Consider the following 23088-nt stretch of genomic DNA (forward strand, 5'->3'; position numbering starts at 1 on the left):
CATTGACCTCGTCATTGATCAGGATTTCGGGTCTTCATCCTTCCACGGCGCAGACAGGTAGCGCGTGCGGTTGAAAGTCTCCAGCCACTCAGGGCTGAACACTACCAGCGCGCTGACCACCATCCCGTTGATGAACGCCTCCGGAAAAATGATCAACCACAGGTAACCGACAAAATCCTCCAGCCAGTACGGCATGGCGAATCGTCCGTCGGACCACAGCAACCACAGGGCCAGCAGCAGGCACAACAACGCCGAGACCGCCGCCGCGAAGAAACCAGAAACGAAGATATACACAAAGGGATTTCGCGGTTGCGCGCGCTCAACCAGGATCGCGCAGCACTCAGTCACCAGCACCGGCAGCAAAATCAGCAATGCGCCATTCACCCCCATCGCCGCCAGGTCCTGGCGCCCCAGCAGCATCAACCCCACCTGCGCGACCAGCCCGCCGACAATCGCCAGCGGCCAATCGAGCAGTAGCGTCACCGCCGTCATGCCTAGAAAATGATATGACACGCCGGTATCGAAATCCCGCCGCACCAGCCACAGCATGAACAGCGCAAACACTGTGCCGAACAACAGATGCTGACGTCGGCTGTCGGCGAACAATTCCACCCACGGGACTCGGCAGACGGCCCACAGCAATACCGGCGCATAGATCAGCCACCCCACTGTGAGGCTCTGCGGTGATAACAATTCGGCGCCGATCATGGCTACAGGTCTCCGGCACATGGGCCAATACCACCGGGAGGTCGCCCCGGATTGCAGAGTGCCCCTGAGGATCACTTTCAGTCTACACCGGGGTTCCCGGTGGCATTAAGTAACGCATCCCACCGACGCGAATGGATTTATTGCCTAGACTCTTCCTGTCCACCGTGCGTTTTGGAATAAACGACACGACAAAACAACAAGAGGAACATGTGAATGCTCAAGTCTTTTTGCAAGGCAGCGGCCTGTGTATTGGCGCTGGGGGCGTCCGGTCTGGCGCTGGCAGCCGATCCGATCATCATCAAGTTCTCCCACGTAGTGGCCGAGCAAACGCCCAAGGGTCAGGGCGCGCTGATGTTCAAAAAGCTCGTTGAAGAGCGTCTGGCGGGCAAAGTCCGGGTCGATGTTTATCCCAACTCTTCGTTGTTCGGTGATGGCAAGGAAATGGAGGCACTGCTGTCAGGCGATGTGCAGCTGATTGCGCCGTCACTGGCAAAGTTCGAGCAATACACGCCGAAGTTGCAGCTGTTCGACCTGCCGTTTCTGTTCAACGACATTGCTGCAGTCGACCGCTTTCAGCTCAGCCCTGAAGGACAGAATCTGCTGAAGTCGATGGAGGGCAAGAACATCACGGGCCTGGCGTACTGGCACAACGGCATGAAGCAATTGTCCGCCAACAAGGCACTGCGTGAACCCGCCGATGCGCGAGGCCTGAAGTTCCGCGTACAAGCCTCCGCCGTACTCGAAGAGCAGTTCAAGGCAGTGCGCGCCAACCCGCGCAAAATGAGCTTCGCCGAGGTGTACCAGGGCCTGCAGACTGGCGTGGTGAATGGCGCGGAAAACCCTTACTCGAACATCTACAGCCAGAAGATGCACGAGGTGCAGAAATTCATCACCGAAACCGACCACGGCTTGCTCGACTACATGTTGATCACCAACACCAAGTTCTGGAGTGGCCTGCCGGCGGATGTGAAAACCGAACTGGACAAGATCATCGTCGAGGTGACGGCGCAGGTTAACAAGGACGCCGAAAAGCTGAACCAGGACGCCAAAAAGAACATCCTCACTGCTAAAACCACCGAGATCATCACACTGACTCCAGAGCAGCGCGGCAAATGGCGTGAAGCGATGAAACCGGTGTGGGCGAAGTTCGAAGCGCCAATCGGCGCTGACCTGATCAAGGCCGCCGACGCCGCTAATCAGGCTCAGTAATCTGCCCGTGAGCGCCGCCTTCACGGGCGGCCGCTCGTTCACAGTCGTCACTCGATCGGGAGATGCCACTCATGAATGCCTTGCGGCGCACCTGGGAACATTTCGAAGAAGGCTTCATTGTTTTCCTGCTGGCAGCGATGACGCTGGTGACCTTCGTTTACGTCATCGTGAACAATCTCTATGGCGTGTTTTACAGCCTCGCCGACGCCTGGCCGAGCGCCAGTGAGCCGCTGTTCGCCGTTGGCGACAGCATCATGGGCATGGCGCAGGCGATGACCTGGAGTATTTCGATGACCAAGGCCCTGTTCGCCTGGCTGATTTTTTTCGGCTTGTCGTACGGTGTGCGCACTGCCGGTCATATTGGCGTTGATGCGCTGGTGAAACTGGCGAGCAAGCCGGTGCAGCGTTACATCGGCATCATTGCCTGCCTGTGCTGCCTTGGCTACGCAGGATTGCTCAGCATTGCCAGTTTTGAATGGATTCAAACCCTGTTCATCGCCGGTATCGGCGCCGAGGACCTGGGCCATTACGGCATCATGCAGTGGCACATCGGGCTGATTGTTCCTGTGGGTTTTGCCCTCGTATTCATCCGCTTTGCCGAGATCTTCGTGCGCATCGTGCAAAATCGCCAGACCGGACTGGGTCTGGCCGATGAAGCCGCAGACGTGTTGAAACTGACCGAGCATGAGGATGACCGTAAATGACCATTCTCTTCCTCTTTCTGGCGCTGTTCGTACTGATGTTCATCGGCGTGCCGATTGCCATTTCCCTGGGACTGGCCGGATCGCTGACCATCCTGATGTTCAGCCCCGACTCCGTGCGCTCGCTGGCCATCAAGCTGTTCGAGACGTCCGAGCACTACACGCTGCTGGCGATTCCGTTCTTCCTGCTGGCCGGCGCCTTCATGACCACGGGCGGCGTGGCGCGGCGTTTGATCGACTTCGCCAACGCCTGCGTCGGTCATATCCGGGGCGGTCTGGCCATTGCGGCAGTGCTGGCGTGCATGCTGTTCGCCGCGCTGTCCGGCTCCAGCCCTGCGACAGTGGCAGCGGTGGGCTCGATCGCCATCGCGGGCATGGTTCGTTCCGGATATCCACAGGCGTTTGGCGCCGGTATTGTCTGTAACGCCGGCACGCTGGGCATTCTCATTCCACCCTCTATCGTGATGGTGGTTTATGCGGCGGCGACGGAAACCTCGGTCGGCAAACTGTTCATGGCCGGCGTGGTACCCGGGTTGCTGCTGGGCACATTTCTGATGATTGCCATCTATGTGGTCGCGGTCAGGAAAAACCTGCCGGCCATGCCGAGGGCGACGATCCGTGAATGGCTGACGGCCGCGCGCAAGGCAATCTGGGGCCTGTTGCTGATGGTGATCATCCTCGGCGGCATCTACTCCGGGATGTTCACCCCGACCGAAGCAGCGGCCGTGGCGGCGGTCTACTCGGCGTTCGTGGCCCTGTTCGTCTACAAGGACATGACGTTTCGCGAGACGCCCAAAGTGCTGCTCGAATCGGCGAAGCTGAGCATCATGCTGATGTTCATCATTGCCAACGCCATGCTCTTCGCTCATGTCCTGACTACCGAACAAATACCGCAAACAATCACGGCCTGGGTCATAGCTGCGGGCCTGACACCGGTGACTTTCCTGCTGGTGGTCAACATCGTGCTGCTGATCGCGGGCGCGTTCATGGAACCGTCGGCGATCATCCTGATCCTGGCGCCCATCCTGTTTCCGATTGCCATGGAGCTGGGGATCGATCCGATTCACCTTGGCATCATCATGGTGGTCAACCTGGAGATCGGTCTGATAACGCCGCCCGTGGGGCTCAATCTGTTTGTTACGTCGGCAGTTACCGGCATGTCGCTGGGCGCCATCATCCGTGCGGCCATGCCGTGGCTGATCATCCTGCTGCTGTTCCTGATTTTGATTACCTACGTACCGTGGATTTCCCTGGCGCTGCCGAACTGGCTGGGAATGACGTGACAGAGCGTTACCATTACGACGCATTTGAACGCTAAGCTTGGGTCTATGGATGATTCAGATTACTTACGCCTGCTGACCATTGCGGCCGAGCAAGCCAACGCGTTCCTTTCCAATGCCCGCAAATGGGAGCGGGAGCGGTGGGTGTGTCAGCGCCTCTTGCAGGGGCTGAACATTCCCTATCGCGTCGACGAGTTCGCCCCCGCCGGCGAGCCGCCGGACGTGCTGTTTCGCGATGCCAGTTTTGAAGTGTTCTTCGTCCTCGACGAAGGTCGGCGCCTCAATGACGAGTGGCGCGATGAACTGCAACGCCGACGCAGCGCGTTTTCCCTCAGCCAGTTGGTGCGCCGCGAGGCCAAGCCCAAACGCATCCCGGCCAATGAATTCCTTTTGAGGCTGGCACCCACCTTGCGCAAAAAAGCTCATAACTACAAAGAACGCGGAATGGACCTGGGAGAGCTGGACATCATTGCTTTCGCCAGTCTCAAGCGCGAAGTGCTCGACCTCAACAGCCATTTCCCGCCGCCCACCGAATACCTGCGTCAGGGCTGGCGCTCGTTGTCGCTGGTCGGTCCGACGTTCGCCCGGGTGTTATTCGCCCACCCGGATGCGCCGGATTTCCTGCGCAGCAATCTGGGGCGCAGCATCGTCTTCGATGTCGGGATAAGCCTGTGACGCCCTTGCAGGAATTGATCGCCGAAGTGCCGCAACAAGGTCGTGTTCGCTGGATCGGTGTGCGCCCGGAACGGCACGCGCCAATGATCGAACTGGACGCAGTGGAAGCGCGCCTCGAAGCAGGGCTGACCGGTGATCGCGCGCGCCCCGGCGTGCGCAATGCGCGGCAGGTGACGCTGATTCAGTGGGAACATCTGGCTGTGATCAGTTCGCTGCTCGGGCGTGCCGATGAACATCCGGTAACGCCTGCGGACTTGCGCCGCAACATCGTCGTCAGCGGCATCAACCTGTTCAGCCTCAAGGGCCGGCGCTTCAGAATCGGCCAGGCGATTTTCGAAACCACCGGTTGGTGTCAGCCCTGCGCGCGTTTGCAGAACAACCTCGGCCCGGGGACTTTTCAGGCTGTGCGCGGCCATGGCGGAATCACTGCCCGGGTGTTGCAAAGCGGGATCATTCGCCTGGAAGACGCGGTGAGCGTCGAGCCGATTCCGGACACCGGCTATGCTCCGTTCAACGTACGATAAAAACCGCTGTAGCTTCTTCACATTCAGTAACGTCTACCTGACGAGGCCAATATGACCAGCCGCCTGAACCCGGACGACCAGAAGCATGTCGAAGAGTACCTGCAATTGGCACAGCACCAAGTCGAGCGCCGGCCTTTCCGGCCGTGGATGCTCCTGGTGCTGGTCGTCGCAGTGACCATTGGTCTAGGCCTGTTGAGCCGATTTATCAGTTATCTCACGCTATGAGCCGCTTCGCGCTCGCTCGGGTAACTGCACCGATTTCTTTTAGCCTTGCGAGATATCCCCATGACTCATCGTATTGTCATCGTTGGCGGCGGCGCCGGCGGTCTGGAGTTGGCTACCCGTCTGGGTAAGACTCTGGGCAAGCGCGGTACGGCCAGCGTAATGCTGGTTGACGCTAACCTGACTCACATCTGGAAACCGTTGTTGCACGAAGTGGCGGCCGGTTCTCTGAACTCCTCCGAAGACGAACTCAACTATGTTGCCCAGGCGAAATGGAACCACTTCGAGTTCCAGCTGGGGCGCATGAGCGGGCTCGACCGCGCGCAGAAGAAAATCCAGCTGGCCGCCACCTATGACGAAGCCGGACTGGAACTGGTGCCGGCACGTGAAGTGGGTTACGACTCGCTGGTGATCGCGGTCGGCAGTACCACCAATGATTTCGGCACTCAAGGCGCGGCGCAGCATTGTTTGTTTCTCGACACGCGCAAGCAGGCCGAACGCTTCCATCAGCAGTTGCTCAATCATTACTTGCGCGCCCATGCCGGACAAACCGACAAGGTCGAGCAAATCAGCGTTGCCATCGTGGGCGCCGGCGCCACGGGCGTCGAACTGGCTGCCGAGCTGCACAATGCCGCGCATGAACTGGCGGCGTACGGGCTGGACCGGATCAAACCGGAAAACATGCACATTACCCTGATCGAAGCCGGGCCAAGGGTGCTGCCTGCCCTGCCGGAGCGTATCGGCGGGCCTGTGCATAAAACCCTGGAGAAACTCGGGGTGAATGTCATGACCAACGCAGCGGTCAGCGAAGTGACGGCGGATAGCCTGATCACCGCCGATGGCAAAGTGATCAACGCCAGCCTGAAAGTCTGGGCGGCGGGAATTCGCGCGCCGGGTTTCCTCAAGGACATTGATGGCCTGGAAACCAACCGCATCAATCAACTGCAAGTGCTGCCGACTCTGCAAACCACTCGCGACGAGAACATCTTCGCGTTTGGCGACTGCGCGGCGTGCCCGCAACCGGGCACCGATCGCAACGTGCCGCCGCGGGCCCAGGCTGCACATCAACAGGCGTCGTTGCTGGCGAAATCCTTGAAATTGCGCATCGAAAGCAAAGCGCTGCCGGAATACAAATACACCGATTACGGCTCGCTGATTTCGCTGTCGCGCTTTTCGGCTGTGGGTAACTTGATGGGTAACCTGACTGGCAGCGTGATGCTCGAGGGCTGGCTGGCGCGGATGTTTTACGTGTCGCTGTACCGCATGCACCAGATGGCGTTGTACGGCGCGTTTCGAACGGCGATGTTGATGCTGGGCAGCAAGATCGGGCGCGGAACCGAGCCAAGGCTCAAGCTGCACTGACACCACCTGCTGTAGCAAGCTTGCTCGCGATAGCCTCGGCGCGGTGCATCTGAATGACCGCGCTGTCTGCATCGCGAGCAAGCTTTGCTCCTACAATCGTTTTCTTCAGAAAATCAATTCTGTTTCCCACTGTATCTCCCCCGCCGTTTCATCCCTTCGCTTACAAACCTCTTCTCCCTCGACACAGTAGCGATACACCGCCGCCGCTAAATGGCCACACCCGAGCAAGGCACCCCGCCCGCTACGGGTATCGCCGCACTTGCGTGGCGTCCTTTATCGAATGGTTGTGTCGTGCAACCCAGGAGAATTCAAATGTCCCGTACCCCTAAAAACGCTATCGGTTTGCTCGGCGCAGTGCTGGCCGGCGGCATGATGTTAACCGGCTCCGTATTCGCCGCGCAGCCTTTGTCTCAAGGTTATCTGCTGGCCTCTGCAGACCAGGTGGTGAAAACCCCTGAAGGCAAATGCGGTGAAGGCAAGTGTGGTGATGAATCGATGGCCAAAACCGACTCCGATGGCGACGGCAAGGTGTCTCGCGCCGAATTCGAGAAAGTCGCGCCGAAGTCCGATTTCGCTAAAATCGACACCAACCATGACGGCTTCATCGACGAGCAAGAAGCCTATGACAACGTGAAGGCCAACTTCGAAGCCAATGGCAAGAAAATGCCTAAAGGTCTGTTCGAGCATCTGAAAGATCAGGACGGCGCCTGAACTTCATGGCTCCAGGCCGCGTGAGCCTATGTGGCAGCGCGGCTTTTTTGCGCCCACGATTCGACTGCAATTAGTCGACCTGAGGCGATGAGCTTATCGGCAGGCAAAAAAAATCCCCGTATCTTTCGATACGAGGATTTTTAATATGGTCGGGGTAAGGGGATTCGAACTCCTGACATCCTGCTCCCAAAGCAGGCGCGCTACCGGACTGCGCTATACCCCGGTAAAAAAAAGGCACCTTTAAAAGGCGCCTTCTGCGAACAGAGCTTTTGGCGTCTGATCTTAAGATCTGATTCCAGCGTTAACTGGTTTCAAAAATGGTGGGTCGTGTGGGATTCGAACCTACGACCAATTGGTTAAAAGCCAACTGCTCTACCAACTGAGCTAACGACCCAAAAATGGTCGGGGTAAGGGGATTCGAACTCCTGACATCCTGCTCCCAAAGCAGGCGCGCTACCGGACTGCGCTATACCCCGGTAAAAAAAAGGCACCTTTAAAAGGCGCCTTCTGCGAACAGAGCTTTTGGCGTCTGATCTTAAGATCTGATTCCAGCGTTAACTGGTTTCAAAAATGGTGGGTCGTGTGGGATTCGAACCTACGACCAATTGGTTAAAAGCCAACTGCTCTACCAACTGAGCTAACGACCCAAAAATGGTCGGGGTAAGGGGATTCGAACTCCTGACATCCTGCTCCCAAAGCAGGCGCGCTACCGGACTGCGCTATACCCCGGTAAAAAAAAGGCACCTTTAAAAGGCGCCTTCTGCGAACAGAGCTTTTGGCGTCTGATCTTAAGATCTGATTCCAGCGTTAACTGGTTTCAAAAATGGTGGGTCGTGTGGGATTCGAACCTACGACCAATTGGTTAAAAGCCAACTGCTCTACCAACTGAGCTAACGACCCAAAAATGGTCGGGGTAAGGGGATTCGAACTCCTGACATCCTGCTCCCAAAGCAGGCGCGCTACCGGACTGCGCTATACCCCGGTAAAAAAAAGGCACCTTTAAAAGGCGCCTTCTGCGAACAGAGCTTTTGGCGTCTGATCTTAAGATCTGATTCCAGCGTTAACTGGTTTCAAAAATGGTGGGTCGTGTGGGATTCGAACCTACGACCAATTGGTTAAAAGCCAACTGCTCTACCAACTGAGCTAACGACCCAAAAATGGTCGGGGTAAGGGGATTCGAACTCCTGACATCCTGCTCCCAAAGCAGGCGCGCTACCGGACTGCGCTATACCCCGGTTTGAAATTGGCTCCGTGACCAGGACTCGAACCTGGGACCCAATGATTAACAGTCATTTGCTCTACCGACTGAGCTATCACGGAACTACATATTTCAATGCTACTGGTATCACATTTACAAATTGAAGCTTTTGCTGCATCTCTTCGACCCGTTCGCATCGCTGCGTTCGTGTGTCTGAGGCGCGCTATTCTACAATCTTAAGCACCTCTGTCAACCCCTTAAATTGCTTTCAAGTTAATGATTTGCAACTTATTTCAGATTTCTGCTTGGGGAGCAAAAACCCTTTCAGGCGACGTACTGCGGGGCGCACTTTACAAGCCTTTTCCTTTCAGTTCAACAACCTGACGAAAAAAAGGCCCCGCAATGCGGGGCCTCTTGTGTTTTCCAGCCAGCCAGGGTCAGACGAAAACGATCTCGTCGCTTTCCACCACACCTTTTGCAGTGTCGCCGGGCATGAAATGCCCCGACAGAATCAGCTGCGCCAGCGGGTTTTCGATCCAGCGCTGGATCGCTCGCTTCAGCGGCCGGGCACCGTAGACCGGGTCGTAACCGACGGCGATCAACTTGTCCATGGCCTCCGGGCTGAGTTCCAGCTTCAACTCCCGCTCGGTCAGGCGACTGCGCAGACGGCCCAACTGAATCTCGGTAATGCCGGCGATCTGATCCCGCGCCAATGGCTCGAAGATTACCACCTCGTCCACGCGGTTAATGAACTCAGGCCGGAAGTGCGTGGAAATTGCGTCCATCACCGCCGCACGCTGCGCTTCACGATCACCGACCAGTTCCTGGATCTGCGCCGAGCCGAGGTTGGAGGTCATGACAATCACGGTGTTCTTGAAGTCCACCGTACGACCATGGCTGTCGGTCAGACGACCATCTTCCAACACCTGAAGCAGGATGTTGAAGACGTCCGGGTGGGCCTTCTCGACCTCATCCAGGAGGATCACCGAATAAGGCTTGCGACGCACCGCCTCGGTCAGGTAACCGCCTTCTTCATAGCCCACATAGCCTGGTGGCGCGCCGATCAATCGAGCCACGGAATGTTTTTCCATGAACTCGGACATGTCGATTCGTACCATCGCCTCTTCGGTATCGAAGAGGAATTCAGCCAGCGCCTTGCACAGCTCGGTTTTACCGACACCGGTCGGGCCGAGGAACATGAACGAACCGCTCGGACGATTAGGGTCGGACAACCCGGCCCGCGAACGCCGCACTGCATTGGATACCGCAATGACCGCCTCGTCCTGACCGATGACGCGCTTGTGCAACAGACTTTCCATCTTCATCAGCTTGTCGCGCTCGCCCTCGAGCATTTTCGACACTGGAATGCCGGTCCACTTCGACACGACTTCAGCGATCTCTTCCTCGGTCACCTTGCTGCGCAGCAACTGGTTTTCGCTTTTGCCGTGCTGGTCGACCATCTGCAGGCTGCGCTCCAGATCCGGGATCACCCCATATTGCAGCTCGGCCATACGGTTCAGGTCGCCTTTGCGCCGCGCGGCCTCCAGTTCCTGACGGGACTGCTCGATTTTCTGCTGAATCTGGGCCGAGCCCTGAACTTCAGCTTTTTCCGAGTTCCAGATTTCTTCCAGGTCGGAATACTCACGCTCAAGACGGGCAATTTCTTCCTGAAGTTTTTCCAGACGTTTCTTCGCCGCGTCGTCACTTTCCTTCTTCAGCGCCTGGGATTCCACTTTCAGTTGAATCAGGCGCCGCTCCAGACGATCGAGCACTTCCGGCTTGGAGTCGATTTCCATGCGAATGCGGCTGGCCGCCTCATCGATCAGGTCGATCGCTTTGTCCGGCAACTGGCGGTCTGTGATGTAGCGATGACTGAGCTTGGCCGCAGCGATGATTGCCCCGTCGGTGATCGCCACCTTGTGGTGAACTTCATAGCGCTCTTTCAGGCCGCGCAGGATCGCGATGGTGTCTTCTTCACTCGGCTCTTCCACCAATACTTTCTGGAAGCGACGCTCGAGTGCGGCGTCTTTCTCTATATATTGGCGGTACTCGTTCAAAGTGGTTGCGCCAACGCAGTGCAGCTCGCCACGGGCCAGTGCCGGCTTGAGCATGTTGCCCGCGTCCATCGAACCTTCGCCTTTACCGGCGCCGACCATGGTGTGCAGCTCGTCGATGAACAGAATGATCTGGCCTTCCTGCTTCGACAGCTCGTTGAGCAGGGATTTGAGGCGTTCTTCAAATTCGCCTCGGTACTTGGCGCCGGCAATCAGCGAGCCCATGTCCAGCGACAACAGCCGCTTGCCTTTGAGGCCGTCCGGCACTTCACCATTGATGATGCGCTGCGCCAGACCTTCGGCAATTGCGGTTTTACCGACACCAGGCTCACCGATCAGCACCGGGTTGTTCTTGGTGCGGCGTTGCAGCACCTGAATGGTCCGGCGAATTTCGTCGTCACGACCGATCACCGGATCAAGCTTGCCTTCTTCGGCGCGCTTGGTCAGGTCGACGGTGTATTTGTCCAGCGCCTGGCGCGACTCTTCGTGGTTGGCGTCATTGACCGCCTCGCCACCACGCAGGTTGTTGATGGCATTTTCCAGGGCTTTCTTGCTGACGCCCTGGCCGAGCAACAGTTTGCCGAGCTTGCTGTTTTCGTCCATAGCGGCGAGCAACACCAGCTCGCTGGAGATGAACTGGTCGCCCTTCTGCTGTGCCAGACGGTCGGCCTGATTGAGCAGTCGCGCCAGATCCTGCGACATGTTCACATCGCCGGTCGGGTTCTGGATTTTCGGCAGTTGGTCGAGCTCTTTGGTCAGCTCTTTGCGCAGGCTGTTGACGTCGAAGCCCACCTGCATCAACAGCGGTTTAATCGAACCACCCTGTTGTTCAAGCATGGCTTGCATCAAGTGTGCCGGCTCAATGGCGGGATGGTCGAGGCCGACGGCCAGAGACTGGGCATCGGATAGAGCTAACTGCAATTTGCTGGTTAAACGGTCTATACGCATGGGTCACCTTCCTTTTGAGCAGGCCGGACCTGTAAAACATCCTGAATGAAGAAACCTGCCAGATACCACTGTAGATGCGGTCGATTCTGGGAGTTTCAAGCGTCGTTCAGTTGATGCAGATCAAGGGAGTCTAGCGTTCCAGCCAAACGAGAGAGGCAAACCGACCCGTGCGTTGCGCGCGGCGGTAAGAAAAGAAGCGCGGATCGCTCACGGTGCAGAAACCGCCGCCATAAACCGCAGTGACACCGCGAGCGGCCAGACGTAAACGTGCCAGCTTATAGATGTCCGCCATGAACTTGCCGACGTTCTGACTCGGCATGAAGGCTTCGACCGCTTCAGGCAGTTGCTCGATAAAGGTTTCGCGCACTTCCGGGCCGACTTCAAAAGCTTGCGGGCCAATGGCCGGACCGAGCCAGACCAGCACTTCTTCAGGCGCAACGGCGAGCGAATCGAGGGTGGCTTCGAGCACCCCGGCCGCCAGTCCGCGCCAGCCGGCATGAGCCGCTGCTACGCGAGTACCGGCACGATCGCAAAACAACGCAGGCAGACAATCGGCGGTCATTGCTGTGCAGGCAATACCGGGCGTAGCCGTCCAGCTGGCATCGGCAGTGGCCACGACACCGGGATCAGCGTGCGCTACGGCGATGCCGTGGACCTGCTTCAACCAGGCAGGGCGGATGGACAATTGATCAGTGAGGCGACGGCGATTTTCGGCGACCGCCTCAGGGCTGTCGTCGACATGATCACCAAGATTGAGGCTGTCGAACGGCGCCAGACTGACGCCGCCCGCACGGGTGGTTACACAAGCTTTCACCGCGGCAGGCGCTGGCCAGTCGGGGATCAGCCAGTCACTCATCCGATGAACGCCTCGCGGTCTTGCTTGAGCAGGGTCAATAACCAGACAAAATCGTCAGGAAGAGGCGATTCCCAGCTCATGCGCTTACCGGTCGTCGGGTGATCGAGCTCGAGGAACCGCGCGTGCAGTGCCTGACGCGGGAACGCCTTCAACGATTCGACCATGGTCACACTGGCCGCCGGCGGGATGCGGAAACGACCGCCGTAGGCAGGGTCTCCGACCAACGGGAAGTTGATGTGAGACATGTGCACACGAATCTGGTGCGTGCGTCCGGTTTCCAGCTTCACCCGCACGTGCGTGTGAGAGCGAAAACGTTCGAGTACCCGATAGTGGCTGACCGCTTGCTTGCCGCCCTCCATCACCGCCATGCGCTGGCGTTGCTGGCCATGACGACCGATCGGCGCGTTGATCTTGCCACCCGCCGTCACGACGCCGATCACGATGCATTCATAAATGCGACTGACGCTACGGCTCTGCAACTGTGTAACCAGCTGCGTCTGCGCTTGAATGGTCTTGGCCACCACCATCAGACCGGTGGTGTCCTTGTCCAGACGGTGCACAATGCCGGCGCGTGGCACATTGATGATGTCGGGCACGTGGTGCAGCAAGGCGTTAAGCAAGGTGCCATCGGCGTGACCGGCAGCCGGGTGAACCACCAGACCCGCAGGTTTGTTGATCACCAGGATGTCGTCATCTTCATAGACGATGTCCAGTTCGATGTCCTGAGCGATCCATTCGCCCTGAGCTTCCTGCTCGGCAATCAGCTCAAGAATGGCGCCACCGTGGACGATGTCTCGCGGGCGGATTACCGTCCCATCCACAGTCAGGCGGCCTTCTTTGATCCAGGCGGAAAGGCGCGAGCGCGAGTGCTCAGCGAATAATTGTGCGGCGACTTGATCGAGGCGTTGGCCGCCCAATTCGGACGGCACCTCTGCGCGAAGTTCAATTTTATCGGACATGCTCGGACTAGGCGTCGGCACAGCTTTTGGTTTCGGCTGCGCGCTTGTGGTTAAATACGGCGTCTTTTGCCCCGAGGCTATTCAACGGGGCGCTCATCATAACAGGACGGCCCCGCCCAAGACAGCGGCCGTCATAGGGACGCAAGCCGCCATGCAAGTGAAACACCTGCTGCTGATCGCCATCCTCGCATTGACCGCTGCTTGCTCATCGAAGGAAGTCGTCGACGAAAACCTGAGCGAGGTCGAGCTGTACCAGCAGGCTCAGCGCGATCTGGACAACAACAGCTACACCGCCGCCACAGCCAAGCTGAAGGCGCTGGAGTCGCGTTATCCGTTCGGACGCTATGCTGACCAGGCTCAACTCGAGCTCATTTACGCCAACTATAAAAACGCCGAGCCTGAGGCTGCGAAGTCCGCCGCCGAGCGTTTCATTCGTTTGCACCCTCAGCATCCGAACGTGGATTACGCGTATTACCTCAAGGGCCTGACGTCTTTCGACCAGGACGTCGGCCTGCTGTCGCGTTTCCTGCCGCTGGACATGACCAAGCGTGACCCGGGCGCTGCTCGCGACTCCTACAATGAGTTCGCGCAGCTGACCAGCCGCTTCCCGAACAGCCGCTACTCGCCTGACGCCAAGCAGCGCATGATTTATCTGCGCAACCTGCTGGCGGCTTACGAGATTCACGTCGCCGACTATTACCTGACCCGTCAGGCCTATGTCGCCGCTGCGAACCGCGGTCGTTACGTGGTGGAAAACTTTCAGGAAACGCCTGCGGTCGGTGACGGCCTGGCAGTGATGACCGAGGCCTACCAGCGCCTGCACCTGGACGACCTGGCGGCCACCAGCCTGGAAACCCTGAAGCTGAACTACCCGGATCACCCAAGCCTGGATGACGGCAAGTTCGTGCCGTCTCGCGACGAAGCCGACAACCGTTCGTGGTTGAGCAAGGCGACGTTGGGCCTGATCGAGTCGCGCCCACCGCTGCCACCGGGTGAAACCCGTGCCAACCAGGACGTGCAGAAGCAATTCCAGGACGCCAGGGATGCCATTCCTGACGAACTCAAGCCGCGCGATGAAAACGGCGACGTGCTGGAAGAAGAGGAACAAGAGTCGGAGGCCAACAACAGCGACCGCTCGTGGTTCAGCTACATGACCTTTGGCGTGTTCGACTGACACACCGTGTTATGCCCAAAAAGGAGCCTTGCGAGGCTCCTTTTTTATTGCCGGTTTTTACCAGTGAATGATTGAGCTGTGCGCTGGGGATGTCCTTGGCTAAACTGCGCAATCACTCGTCATAAAGCAGCTCACCATGCTTCGTTTACTGTTCTGGATCGCCCTGATTGCCGCTGCGATATGGTTATGGCGCAAATTCAAGGGCTCGAGCTCCACCCCCCGCTCCAGCGCCGAGAAGGACGCGGCACCCATGGTTCGTTGCGCTCACTGCGGCGTGCACCTGCCACGTGATCGCGCGCTGAGCGTTCAACAACAGTGGTATTGCAGCCAGGCTCACCTCGAGCAAGGCCCGGGCTCCAGTGATCGCTGAGGCACCCGGCCCCGGCGACAAACAGGCGCAGCGTCTGCTGCGCCTTTACCATCTATACCGTTTAAGTGTCGGCATCATTCTGGTGCTGCTGATTTCCAGCACCATGGACAATCAGTTGCTGAAGTCCGCCAACGACGATTTATTGCGCGGGGGCAGCTGGCTGTATCTGATCCTGAATATTGTGCTGGTGGTGTTCTTCGAAAAGACCCGCCGGCCGACGCAGTTGTTCACCCTCGCGCTGGTCGACGTTCTGCTGTTGTGCGGCCTGTTCTATGCGGCTGGAGGCGTTGCCAGCGCCCTGGGCAATCTGCTGATCGTCTCCGTGGCCATCAGCAATGCTCTGCTGCGCAGCCGAATCGGTTTGCTGATTGCGGCCGTCGGTGCGCTCGGGATCGTCGGGCTGAGCTTTTTGCTCAATCTCAGCCATGTTGCCAGCCCCAACGATTACCTGCAGGTCGGAACGCTCGGCGCATTGTGTTTTGCCGCCGCGCTGCTGGTGCAAGGGCTGGTCCGGCGACTGGAGGTCAGCGAAACCCTCGCTGAGCAGCGCGCCAGTGAAGTGATGGGGCTGGAAGCGCTGAACGCGTTGATTTTGCAACGCATGCGCACCGGCATCCTGGTGCTCGATGACCAGCGACGAGTGCAACTGGCCAACCATAGCGCCCTCTCGTTATTGGGCAGGAACCATCTTGAAGGCCAGCGGCTGGAGGACTGCGCCCCCGATCTGGTGGAACGCCTGCACCTCTGGCGCAACAACCCGACCCTGCGCCCGCAGAGCGTGAAGATCGCTGCTAACGGGGTCGAGCTACAGCCCAGTTTCATCGCCCTTGACCAAAGTTTTGCGCCGCAGACGCTGGTGTTTCTGGAAGACATCGCGCAGATTGCACAGCACGCTCAGCAACTGAAACTGGCCAGCCTTGGCCGCCTGGCCGCCGGCATCGCTCACGAGATCCGCAACCCGCTAGGTGCCATCAGTCACGCAGCGCAGTTGTTGCGCGAGTCGGAGGAACTGAACAGCGCCGATCGCCGTCTCACGCAAATAATTCAGGACCATTCACAACGGATGAACCGGGTTATCGAAAACGTCCTGCAATTGTCTCGCCGCCAGCAAACCGAGCCGCAACGGCTTGATTTGAAGCTGTGGCTTGAGCAATTTGTCGCGGAGACCCGAGAAGGAGCAATCGATCGACAGCAAATTCATCTGCACATCGGCTCGGGAGACCTGCGAACCTTGATGGACCCAAACCAGTTGACGCAGATTCTCGATAACCTGGTGCGCAATGCCTGGCGCCATAGCGCTCAAGAGCACGATCGGGCGCAGGTCTGGCTGGACCTGTTCGTCGATCCCGACAGCCAGTTACCCATCATGGAAATTCGGGACGACGGCGCAGGCGTAACACCGCAACAGCAAGCGCATCTGTTCGAGCCCTTTTACACCACCAGCGCTCAAGGCACGGGGCTGGGACTTTATCTTTCCCGTGAGCTGTGCGAAAGCAATCAGGCGCGCCTAGACTTCCAGCCACGCCAAGGCGGCGGTTGCTTTCGCATTACTTTTGCTCACGGACGGAAACAAAGTTGAATACAAGCCCACGGCAGAAAGTCCTCATCGTCGACGACGAACCGGACATCCGCGAACTCCTGGAAATTACTCTGGGACGGATGAAACTCGAGACGTTAAGCGCCTGCAACCTGGCGGAAGCCAAGGCCCTGCTCAAGCGCGCAACCTTCGACCTGTGCCTGACCGACATGCGCCTGCCCGACGGCACCGGCCTTGAGCTGGTACAGCATATCCAACAGCGCTACCCGCAACTGCCAGTGGCCATGATCACCGCCTATGGCAACCTTGAAACGGCGATCAATGCGCTCAAGGCCGGCGCTTTTGATTTTCTGACCAAACCCGTAGACCTCACTCGATTGCGCGAACTGGTCAGCAGTGCCCTGCGCATGCCGGCACCCGGCGTGGTCACCGACCGTCGCTTGCTCGGTGACTCGTTGCCCATGCGCAACCTGCGCAAACAAATCGATAAACTCGCCCGCAGCCAGGCCCCGGTGTACATCAGCGGCGAATCCGGCAGCGGCAAGGAGCTGGTTGCCCGCCTGATTCACGATCAAGGGCCACGCGCCACTCAGCCGTTCGTTCCAGTCAATTGCGGGGCGATCCCGTCGGAACTGATGGAAAGCGAGTTTTTTGGCCACCGCAAAGGCAGCTTCAGCGGCGCCATCGAAGACAAGCCCGGTCTGTTTCAGGCCGCGCAAGGCGGGACACTGTTTCTCGATGAAGTGGCGGATTTGCCGTTGGCCATGCAAGTCAAACTGTTGCGAGCGATTCAGGAAAAAGCCGTTCGCAGCGTTGGCGGCCAACATGAAACCGTGGTGGATGTGCGCATCCTCTGCGCCACGCACAAAGACCTTGATGCGGAAGTCGCCGCCGGACGTTTTCGTCAGGACTTGTACTATCGGCTCAACGTGATCGAACTACGCGTGCCCTCGTTGCGTGAACGCCGCGACGACATCGAGTCACTGGCCGATCATGTGCTCAAACGATTGGCTGCGGTCAGCGGGCAACCGGCAGCGATCCTGCTGCCGCAAGCCGTTGAAGCGCTGAAAAGCTATCGCTTCCCGGGCAATGTGCGAGAGCTGGAAAACATGCTCGAGCGCGCTCACACCCTGTGCGAAAACCAGCAGATCGAAGCCAGCGATTTGCGCTTGGCGGAAGGCAATTGCAGTGCTGAAAACGGCGCAGCCGATCTGAAGCAAATCGATAATCTGGAAGATTATCTTGATAACGTCGAGCGCAAACTGATCCTGCAAGCGCTGGAAGAAACTCGCTGGAACCGCACGGCAGCGGCGCAGCGCTTGAACCTTTCATTCAGATCCATGCGCTATCGGCTGAAAAAATTCGGCCTGGACTGACGCCTGACAAATCGCAGCCTTCGCAGCACGCCCCCCCCCCTGTAGGAGCTGCCGCAGGCTGCGATCTTTTCTGTCAAATACGCCCATCCGGCGCATACGGCGCCGGATCAATGATCGGCGTCCTCCCCAGCATCACATCGGCAAACAACTGACACGATGCCGGCGCCAGCACCAGACCATTTCGGTAATGCCCGCAATTGAGCCATAACCGCTCGAAGCCCGGCACCTGACCAATATAAGGGATGCCCTCCGGCGATCCCGGACGCAACCCTGCCCAGTGCCCCACCACCTCGGCGTCCGCCAATGCCGGGATCAATTCAACTGCGGAGGCTTTCAGGCTTGCCAGTGCGGAATGGGTGGGCGTCTTATCGAAACCTTCGTGTTCCAGGGTGCTGCCGATCAGGATGTGACCGTCACGCCGGGGAATGGCGTAACGACCTTTGGCCAACACCATGCTCGGCAGGAAATCTGCGGCACATTTGTACAGAATCATCTGCCCTTTTACCGGCTCCACCGGCAATTCGAGCCCGAGCATCTTGAGCAACTCGCCGCTCCATGCGCCTGCGGTCAAAACAACCTGATCGGCATCAACGTCGCCGCTACTGGTCTGCACTCCGACGACTTCATTGCCTTCACGAATGAAGCCGTTGACCTCGCATTGCTCGTGAATCGTCACGTTGGGCAGCGCCAGCAGCGCCGCCTTGAGAGATTTGACCAAGCGTGGATTGCGCACATTGGCCACGTCAGCCATGTAGATGGCGCGAGAAAATCCGCTGCCCAGGACCGACACCGCATCATGAACGGCTGAGATATCCACCTCCCGCAGCGGGCGATTCTGCCGTTTGGCCCATGCCAGCGCCTCGGCTTCGTCATCCAGATCGAGCCAATACAAGCCGGTGGTGTGAACTTCAGGATCAACCCCGGTCGCCGCAAACAAACGCTCGGCCAGCTGTGGATAAAAATCCTGCGACCAATGCGCTAACGCGGTAACGGCCGGGCTATAGCGCCACGGGTAAAGCGGCGAAACGATACCGCCGCCCGCCCAAGAGGATTCCTGCCCGACATTTGCACGATCCAGCAGCACCACGCTGCCCACCTCTGATGCGAGGTTGAACGCCGTAAGCAGGCCGATTACGCCACCGCCGACGATCACCACTTGTTGTTGCATGGTCATTTTCTGATCCAACCGGGAAATAGACAGAGGCGCAAAGAGCCCCCGAAGAGATTCAGCGCCCCCAACAGTCTTTAGCCACCAGGCCTGCCTTGGCATTGACCATGTCGCGGACTCCGGTGTTGCTGATTCTGAAGTTCCCGCACTTGTCCGCTGCCATGGCTTTGCCGGCTCTGCGTTCTGCGATCAGCAGGAACTTCTGGGCCTCGATAGTCGGGGTGATCTTGTAGAACTCATTGCCATCGCTGAGTCCGGCAGCACTGTAGGCGTTATTTAATGAATAAGACCTCTCGAGAATCTGCGCCTGCTCGGACAGCAGCCCTGCCACTTCCGCCCGTCGCCCCTTGTTTACGTATTCAGTGAGGCTGGGGTAACCGATGGTGATGATGATGCCGATGATCGCCACCACAATCAGGATTTCGATCAGGGTAAAGCCTCGGTTGGTTCTGCGCATGCTCAGCTCTCGCTTACTGTATTTGTCGCCACATGATGCGACGACTTCCGCCGCCACCTTTTTCAATCAACGTAGTAATGCCACCACTGGAATCCGTAACAACTTTGCGCAATGCGCCGTTGACTATGGCATTCAGCGTTGGGATCCCGCCGCTGAAGACAACACCGGCGGAAATCGCGTCATTGCTATCAACGACGCCATCGTTGTTGGTATCGAGCACCGCATAGTTGAGCATCTTACCGGTGAAAGCGTCGAGTTCGACCAGCTTGCCGGAGCCAAAGCTGGAGCAAGGATCGGTGGTGTCCACGCTGGCGGTGGTGAAAATGATCCGCCCCAACACCAAACTGGCCTGGTTGATCACTCTTTCACCGGTCAGCGCGTTGTTATACACCAGCGGCAGGTACCAGCCTTTCTTGGCCGGATACGTCGTGTCGTTCTGACTGACGGTTACGAACTGGCCTGAGCTGCCGGAAAATACCCCTGAAACCGATTGAGCCTGCAAGCTGGAAATCGGGATTTGCCCCGAGCCACCCTCGGCATCCCAAATTGCATAGAACGCTTGCAGATCCTTGTTTGTCTTGTCAGCTGTTTCGTTGAATTTTCCCGTGCCGAAAAACACCATCTTGCCGCCAACAGGGTTGTCCGCCAGCAACGGCTGTACGGTGATTGGCTGGGTCGCGCCCAGCGAGGTGGCGGGCGCGGTAAACAGTGGCTTGCCTGCGAATGCCACTCCCCAACCGTTGGAGTCTTCGCCGGCGAACTGAAATTTCCACATACGACCTTTCAGATCCCCCGCATAAGCTGCTTCCACAGTATTCGAGGCATTGACCCTGAGCTTCACCGACGAGAGCCCATTATTGGTTTCGGTGCTGTCCACGACGATTTTCCTGATCAACGCGCCACTGGCAACGTCCACAACGTACAGCGCGGCTACGCCAGAGTGACTACCGTAGCCGTTGGAGATAAATGCGGCCCATCGTCCATTGGGCAAGCGCGCCACTTCTGGTCGGGCATAGGCGTAACCCAGGTCATTGAAGGCGTTGGCAGGGGTTGGCGTAGCCGGAGCACTGATTTCCCACACAGCATTTATATCGTTCGTAGAGCCGTCAAACAGCTGCAGCCCGTAAAACGTTTTGCCCCCCGCCCCGGTGCCACCGATGGCCAGTGTTTTCCATGTTGCACCGACCTTCGCGTCGAATACCCCGATCTGGCCGTCCACTAAAAACTTGTGGCTCACACCATTGATGTATGACGGATCGGCGATATAGCGCAAGGAAGGCAGCACGCTTGAGGGCATGTACGCATAGCGTCGTCTGCCGTCTTTGGTATTGATGACGCTGACAAATCCATCGTTGGCATTGACGACCAGCCCGGGGGTCATACTCGCGGATTTCTTTGCGAGATAGGCGGTATAGCTCATGTCACCCGACAGATCGGCAGCAGTTTTTTCAGTCGGAGATATCAGCACCAGAGGTGAATTAATGATGTCGCCAAGCAGCGCGGCACGGAATTTAAGACCCGTGATATTTGTGCCTTTGGCCCACTCGACCAGTTGAATGCCAGAGAGTCCATTAGGCACGTTCTGGCTGAGTGAGACCCTTTGTGCCGGGGAAAATCTCTCGTAAACCAGGGGCACGACGACGTTATCCACAGTCTGCCAGGACTGGTAGACCGGTGCCGGGGCTGCAGGCACGATGGTCTGGTCGGTGTTCCACAGAGTGACGGAGGTGTTGACGGTGTTGCTGGAAGTGAAGCCGAACGATTTGATCGTGCCGCGCCAGTCCTTAGGGTCGTAGCCGGTCTGATAGAACGCTGAGCCTGTGTCGATAATCGGCCCGCTTGATGTACCGCCACCGCCGGAACCGGCCTTGGAGGTAATTTCGCTCAGAGCTGATGATAGTGCAGCGGTAAGCCCGGCGCTGTCAGTCGCCTGGTAGTACTTGCCCTGCCCGTAAGCGGCCGCACTGGACAGCATTTCGTTGGCAGCCGTAAAACCTACGGTGTAAGTATTCATGTTCTGTTTGGGAAAGTCGCCGCTGTTCCAGCTTTTGTCAGTCACGTCATTGCCAGTACTGCGCATGTCGATGTCGAATGCAAACTTTGCGATGTCGTCCAGAAAAAGCGAATCCCCTTCGCCATCGCCACCTAGGGGGTTGTCACCGTCGTTATTTTTGCCGTCCCAGTTGGGCAATCTCGGCCCGCCTTGCGCTGTGGCTTGCGGATCATTGGTAGGGTATGTCCGGTCAAAAGTCGGCAAGCCATCGGTAATCACTACGCCATAGTTTTTCTGGCAACGGTACTGAATCGGACTGGTGTAGGTACTTGGCGAAGAGTTGTAGTACGGAGCCATTCCGCGCATGTAACGGGTAATTTCGTAATAGGCTTCTGCCAGAGGCGTGTTGGCGATTGCACCAAGACTTTCGATCGAGGTTATGAGGTTGTTGTAGTTGGTGTTTGCCGTATTCTGAGTAACGCTGCCGACGGGAGACAGATCACTGATCGCGCGGGCAATATAACCGCCCGGACCGGAGTTGCCGCTCGCCGGCGGGTTGAATGTCGCCAAGCCGATCCGCAACGAGCGGTTACTGGCGACCAGATTTTTCGACACGTCCTGCGCAACGCTGAGGCGCACCTCATCGGGAATGACCTTGTTAGTGAAATCAGCCTGCCCGGAAACTCTGCTCACCAAATAAGAAAGATAGTTGGCCGTGTACCGGGTTGCTTCGTTTCCCACCGGATCCGGCAGCTTCATGCAAACCGATGACAAGCCCAAAAAACCACGGTAAAAACCGTACCATCTGCCATTTCGCGTATCGGTCGAGCATCCTCCTCGATTGAGGGTGGATAACTGGACATTGGTATCGGTCATGTCAAGGCCGACACCACTAAAACAGGACGTATTGGAGTTGCAGTACGCGATTTGCGGGTAGTTGGTAGCCGGTTTGAAATCCGGGTCCCAGATAATGTTATTCATGCTTCCCGAGTCATCGATCAGCAACATCACATTTGGCGGCACGGCCGCCGCGCTCAACAGCGGTGAATCCGACGGCGTGAATGCGTAGGCCGGTGCCGCAAGATACAAGCCCAGCAGCGCACCGCACACCGACTGGCGTAACCCGGCGCGCGCTTCAGTATTTGGCATAGACGCTCTCCACCACACTACGAACGTTGTCGCCAACGATTGCCACTGCCGTGACCCGATAAAGCGTCGCCGGGGTGTTGCTTGGTACATTCACCGCGCTCAGCGTAGTACCGAGGTTTTGCACACCGTAAAAACCTCTGCCGGCCGCAACCCAGGTGATCCCTGACCTGGTGCCTGCGGTGGTCAATGTCAGCGCATCGGTTGGTGGCAAGCATTGATTGCCGCTGCACGGCGCCAAATTGTAAGTCTCCAGCTGAACAGCGCTTTCACCGATGCGCAGCGCCGCTTCAGCTATTTGAAAAGATTGATTGCGCAACGTTACGCTGCCGGCCATTTTCTCTTGCAGGGTGGCGTTCTGCATTGACGAAATACCGATCAACGTCAGTAGCAGCAGGAAAACCAGGCTGACCAGTAACGCCATACCGCGCTGGGACACCGGAGATTTGTTCATCTGGGC

Annotated in this window: 20 protein-coding genes and 10 tRNA genes; 12 read left to right on the forward strand and 18 right to left on the reverse strand. The window is 57.9% G+C overall.

Features of this window, described 5'->3' with window-relative positions:
- Nucleotides 1-18 precede the first annotated feature (18 nt).
- Nucleotides 19-708: an energy-coupling factor ABC transporter permease gene (locus F8N12_RS02780; RefSeq protein ID WP_150579074.1), complete on the reverse strand. Its 690-nt coding sequence runs from the start codon at nt 706-708 to the stop codon at nt 19-21.
- Nucleotides 709-921: 213 nt separating this feature from the next.
- Here F8N12_RS02780 and F8N12_RS02785 point away from each other — a divergent pair, with 213 nt between their 5' ends.
- The 8 genes from F8N12_RS02785 to F8N12_RS02820 all read left to right on the forward strand — a co-directional run bounded on the left by F8N12_RS02785 (nt 922) and on the right by F8N12_RS02820 (nt 7392).
- Nucleotides 922-1917: a TRAP transporter substrate-binding protein gene (locus F8N12_RS02785; protein WP_150579075.1), complete on the forward strand. Its 996-nt coding sequence runs from the start codon at nt 922-924 to the stop codon at nt 1915-1917.
- Between the two features lie 71 nt (nt 1918-1988).
- A complete protein-coding gene (locus F8N12_RS02790; protein WP_150579076.1) occupies nt 1989-2621 on the forward strand; it encodes a TRAP transporter small permease in 633 nt (210 codons plus the stop codon).
- The gene (gene dctM, locus F8N12_RS02795; protein ID WP_150579077.1) at nt 2618-3901 is read left to right on the forward strand and encodes a C4-dicarboxylate TRAP transporter large permease protein DctM; all 1284 of its coding nucleotides are present in this window, start codon (nt 2618-2620) and stop codon (nt 3899-3901) included. Before F8N12_RS02790 ends, dctM begins: the two co-directional genes overlap by 4 nt.
- A 45-nt stretch (nt 3902-3946) precedes the next feature.
- Nucleotides 3947-4573, forward strand: a complete 627-nt coding sequence (locus tag F8N12_RS02800) for a DUF1780 domain-containing protein (RefSeq protein WP_028623367.1) — start codon at nt 3947-3949, stop codon at nt 4571-4573.
- On the forward strand, nt 4570-5097 hold the full coding sequence (locus tag F8N12_RS02805) for an MOSC domain-containing protein (protein ID WP_150579078.1): 528 nt from the start codon (nt 4570-4572) through the stop codon (nt 5095-5097). Before F8N12_RS02800 ends, F8N12_RS02805 begins: the two co-directional genes overlap by 4 nt.
- A gap of 51 nt (nt 5098-5148) precedes the next feature.
- A complete protein-coding gene (locus tag F8N12_RS02810) occupies nt 5149-5322 on the forward strand; it encodes a DUF3094 domain-containing protein (protein ID WP_033050735.1) in 174 nt (57 codons plus the stop codon).
- Between the two features lie 60 nt (nt 5323-5382).
- A complete protein-coding gene (locus tag F8N12_RS02815; protein ID WP_150579079.1) occupies nt 5383-6681 on the forward strand; it encodes an NAD(P)/FAD-dependent oxidoreductase in 1299 nt (432 codons plus the stop codon).
- 312 nt (nt 6682-6993) lie between these two features.
- Nucleotides 6994-7392: an EF-hand domain-containing protein gene (locus tag F8N12_RS02820; RefSeq protein ID WP_150579080.1), complete on the forward strand. Its 399-nt coding sequence runs from the start codon at nt 6994-6996 to the stop codon at nt 7390-7392.
- A gap of 146 nt (nt 7393-7538) precedes the next feature.
- Here the strand turns inward: F8N12_RS02820 and F8N12_RS02825 are convergent.
- The 13 genes from F8N12_RS02825 to rluD form a co-directional block, all read right to left on the reverse strand.
- Nucleotides 7539-7615: transfer RNA gene (locus F8N12_RS02825), tRNA-Pro, on the reverse strand.
- Nucleotides 7616-7710: 95 nt separating this feature from the next.
- A tRNA-Lys gene (locus F8N12_RS02830) sits at nt 7711-7786 on the reverse strand.
- 5 nt (nt 7787-7791) lie between these two features.
- Nucleotides 7792-7868, reverse strand: a tRNA-Pro gene (locus tag F8N12_RS02835).
- Between the two features lie 95 nt (nt 7869-7963).
- Nucleotides 7964-8039, reverse strand: a tRNA-Lys gene (locus F8N12_RS02840).
- 5 nt (nt 8040-8044) lie between these two features.
- Nucleotides 8045-8121 (reverse strand) — tRNA-Pro (locus tag F8N12_RS02845).
- 95 nt (nt 8122-8216) lie between these two features.
- Nucleotides 8217-8292 (reverse strand) — tRNA-Lys (locus F8N12_RS02850).
- A 5-nt stretch (nt 8293-8297) separates the two neighbouring features.
- A tRNA-Pro gene (locus F8N12_RS02855) sits at nt 8298-8374 on the reverse strand.
- A gap of 95 nt (nt 8375-8469) precedes the next feature.
- Nucleotides 8470-8545, reverse strand: a tRNA-Lys gene (locus F8N12_RS02860).
- Nucleotides 8546-8550: 5 nt separating this feature from the next.
- Nucleotides 8551-8627: transfer RNA gene (locus F8N12_RS02865), tRNA-Pro, on the reverse strand.
- A 9-nt stretch (nt 8628-8636) separates the two neighbouring features.
- Nucleotides 8637-8712 (reverse strand) — tRNA-Asn (locus F8N12_RS02870).
- Nucleotides 8713-9027: 315 nt separating this feature from the next.
- On the reverse strand, nt 9028-11592 hold the full coding sequence (gene clpB, locus F8N12_RS02875) for an ATP-dependent chaperone ClpB (protein ID WP_150579081.1): 2565 nt from the start codon (nt 11590-11592) through the stop codon (nt 9028-9030).
- A 130-nt stretch (nt 11593-11722) separates the two neighbouring features.
- The gene (gene pgeF / locus F8N12_RS02880) at nt 11723-12448 is read right to left on the reverse strand and encodes a peptidoglycan editing factor PgeF (protein WP_150579082.1); all 726 of its coding nucleotides are present in this window, start codon (nt 12446-12448) and stop codon (nt 11723-11725) included.
- Nucleotides 12445-13407: a 23S rRNA pseudouridine(1911/1915/1917) synthase RluD gene (gene rluD / locus F8N12_RS02885; RefSeq protein ID WP_150579083.1), complete on the reverse strand. Its 963-nt coding sequence runs from the start codon at nt 13405-13407 to the stop codon at nt 12445-12447. Before rluD ends, pgeF begins: the two co-directional genes overlap by 4 nt.
- Nucleotides 13408-13558: 151 nt before the next feature.
- Here rluD and F8N12_RS02890 point away from each other — a divergent pair, with 151 nt between their 5' ends.
- The 4 genes from F8N12_RS02890 to F8N12_RS02905 all read left to right on the forward strand — a co-directional run bounded on the left by F8N12_RS02890 (nt 13559) and on the right by F8N12_RS02905 (nt 17864).
- A complete protein-coding gene (locus F8N12_RS02890; RefSeq protein ID WP_150579084.1) occupies nt 13559-14581 on the forward strand; it encodes an outer membrane protein assembly factor BamD in 1023 nt (340 codons plus the stop codon).
- A 136-nt stretch (nt 14582-14717) separates the two neighbouring features.
- Nucleotides 14718-14951, forward strand: a complete 234-nt coding sequence (locus F8N12_RS02895) for a PP0621 family protein (protein WP_150579085.1) — start codon at nt 14718-14720, stop codon at nt 14949-14951.
- Nucleotides 14941-16530: a sensor histidine kinase gene (locus F8N12_RS02900; protein ID WP_150579086.1), complete on the forward strand. Its 1590-nt coding sequence runs from the start codon at nt 14941-14943 to the stop codon at nt 16528-16530. The genes F8N12_RS02895 and F8N12_RS02900 overlap by 11 nt, the downstream gene beginning before the upstream one ends.
- Nucleotides 16527-17864: a sigma-54-dependent transcriptional regulator gene (locus F8N12_RS02905; protein WP_150579087.1), complete on the forward strand. Its 1338-nt coding sequence runs from the start codon at nt 16527-16529 to the stop codon at nt 17862-17864. The genes F8N12_RS02900 and F8N12_RS02905 overlap by 4 nt, the downstream gene beginning before the upstream one ends.
- A 73-nt stretch (nt 17865-17937) precedes the next feature.
- On the opposite strand, the gene thiO is transcribed toward F8N12_RS02905, so the two are convergent.
- Genes thiO through F8N12_RS02925 form a run of 4 tightly spaced genes read right to left on the reverse strand, consistent with a single transcriptional unit; the run spans nt 17938 to nt 23082 of the window.
- Nucleotides 17938-19038: a glycine oxidase ThiO gene (gene thiO / locus F8N12_RS02910; RefSeq protein ID WP_150579088.1), complete on the reverse strand. Its 1101-nt coding sequence runs from the start codon at nt 19036-19038 to the stop codon at nt 17938-17940.
- Between the two features lie 52 nt (nt 19039-19090).
- The gene (locus F8N12_RS02915) at nt 19091-19489 is read right to left on the reverse strand and encodes a type IV pilin protein (RefSeq protein ID WP_150579089.1); all 399 of its coding nucleotides are present in this window, start codon (nt 19487-19489) and stop codon (nt 19091-19093) included.
- Between the two features lie 13 nt (nt 19490-19502).
- Nucleotides 19503-22631, reverse strand: coding sequence for a pilus assembly protein (locus F8N12_RS02920; RefSeq protein ID WP_150579090.1), 3129 nt, complete (start codon nt 22629-22631; stop codon nt 19503-19505).
- On the reverse strand, nt 22618-23082 hold the full coding sequence (locus F8N12_RS02925) for a PilX N-terminal domain-containing pilus assembly protein (protein WP_412072128.1): 465 nt from the start codon (nt 23080-23082) through the stop codon (nt 22618-22620). Before F8N12_RS02925 ends, F8N12_RS02920 begins: the two co-directional genes overlap by 14 nt.
- Nucleotides 23083-23088 lie beyond the last annotated feature (6 nt).

It is taken from the genome of Pseudomonas fluorescens (assembly GCF_902497625.1).
GTDB classification, from domain to species: Bacteria; Pseudomonadota; Gammaproteobacteria; order Pseudomonadales; family Pseudomonadaceae; genus Aquipseudomonas; species Aquipseudomonas fluorescens_BQ.

What these genes read in the sequence shown, in the direction of transcription:
- F8N12_RS02780 (WP_150579074.1), bottom strand. Translation starts at nt 708, where the DNA reads ATGATCGGCGCCGAATTGTTATCACCGCAGAGCCTCACAGTGGGGTGG.
- F8N12_RS02785 (WP_150579075.1), top strand. Translation starts at nt 922, where the DNA reads ATGCTCAAGTCTTTTTGCAAGGCAGCGGCCTGTGTATTGGCGCTGGGG.
- F8N12_RS02790 (WP_150579076.1), top strand. Translation starts at nt 1,989, where the DNA reads ATGAATGCCTTGCGGCGCACCTGGGAACATTTCGAAGAAGGCTTCATT.
- dctM (WP_150579077.1), top strand. Translation starts at nt 2,618, where the DNA reads ATGACCATTCTCTTCCTCTTTCTGGCGCTGTTCGTACTGATGTTCATC.
- F8N12_RS02800 (WP_028623367.1), top strand. Translation starts at nt 3,947, where the DNA reads ATGGATGATTCAGATTACTTACGCCTGCTGACCATTGCGGCCGAGCAA.
- F8N12_RS02810 (WP_033050735.1), top strand. Translation starts at nt 5,149, where the DNA reads ATGACCAGCCGCCTGAACCCGGACGACCAGAAGCATGTCGAAGAGTAC.
- F8N12_RS02815 (WP_150579079.1), top strand. Translation starts at nt 5,383, where the DNA reads ATGACTCATCGTATTGTCATCGTTGGCGGCGGCGCCGGCGGTCTGGAG.
- F8N12_RS02820 (WP_150579080.1), top strand. Translation starts at nt 6,994, where the DNA reads ATGTCCCGTACCCCTAAAAACGCTATCGGTTTGCTCGGCGCAGTGCTG.
- clpB (WP_150579081.1), bottom strand. Translation starts at nt 11,592, where the DNA reads ATGCGTATAGACCGTTTAACCAGCAAATTGCAGTTAGCTCTATCCGAT.
- pgeF (WP_150579082.1), bottom strand. Translation starts at nt 12,448, where the DNA reads ATGAGTGACTGGCTGATCCCCGACTGGCCAGCGCCTGCCGCGGTGAAA.
- rluD (WP_150579083.1), bottom strand. Translation starts at nt 13,407, where the DNA reads ATGTCCGATAAAATTGAACTTCGCGCAGAGGTGCCGTCCGAATTGGGC.
- F8N12_RS02890 (WP_150579084.1), top strand. Translation starts at nt 13,559, where the DNA reads ATGCAAGTGAAACACCTGCTGCTGATCGCCATCCTCGCATTGACCGCT.
- F8N12_RS02895 (WP_150579085.1), top strand. Translation starts at nt 14,718, where the DNA reads ATGCTTCGTTTACTGTTCTGGATCGCCCTGATTGCCGCTGCGATATGG.
- thiO (WP_150579088.1), bottom strand. Translation starts at nt 19,038, where the DNA reads ATGACCATGCAACAACAAGTGGTGATCGTCGGCGGTGGCGTAATCGGC.
- F8N12_RS02915 (WP_150579089.1), bottom strand. Translation starts at nt 19,489, where the DNA reads ATGCGCAGAACCAACCGAGGCTTTACCCTGATCGAAATCCTGATTGTG.
- F8N12_RS02920 (WP_150579090.1), bottom strand. Translation starts at nt 22,631, where the DNA reads ATGCCAAATACTGAAGCGCGCGCCGGGTTACGCCAGTCGGTGTGCGGT.
- F8N12_RS02925 (WP_412072128.1), bottom strand. Translation starts at nt 23,082, where the DNA reads ATGAACAAATCTCCGGTGTCCCAGCGCGGTATGGCGTTACTGGTCAGC.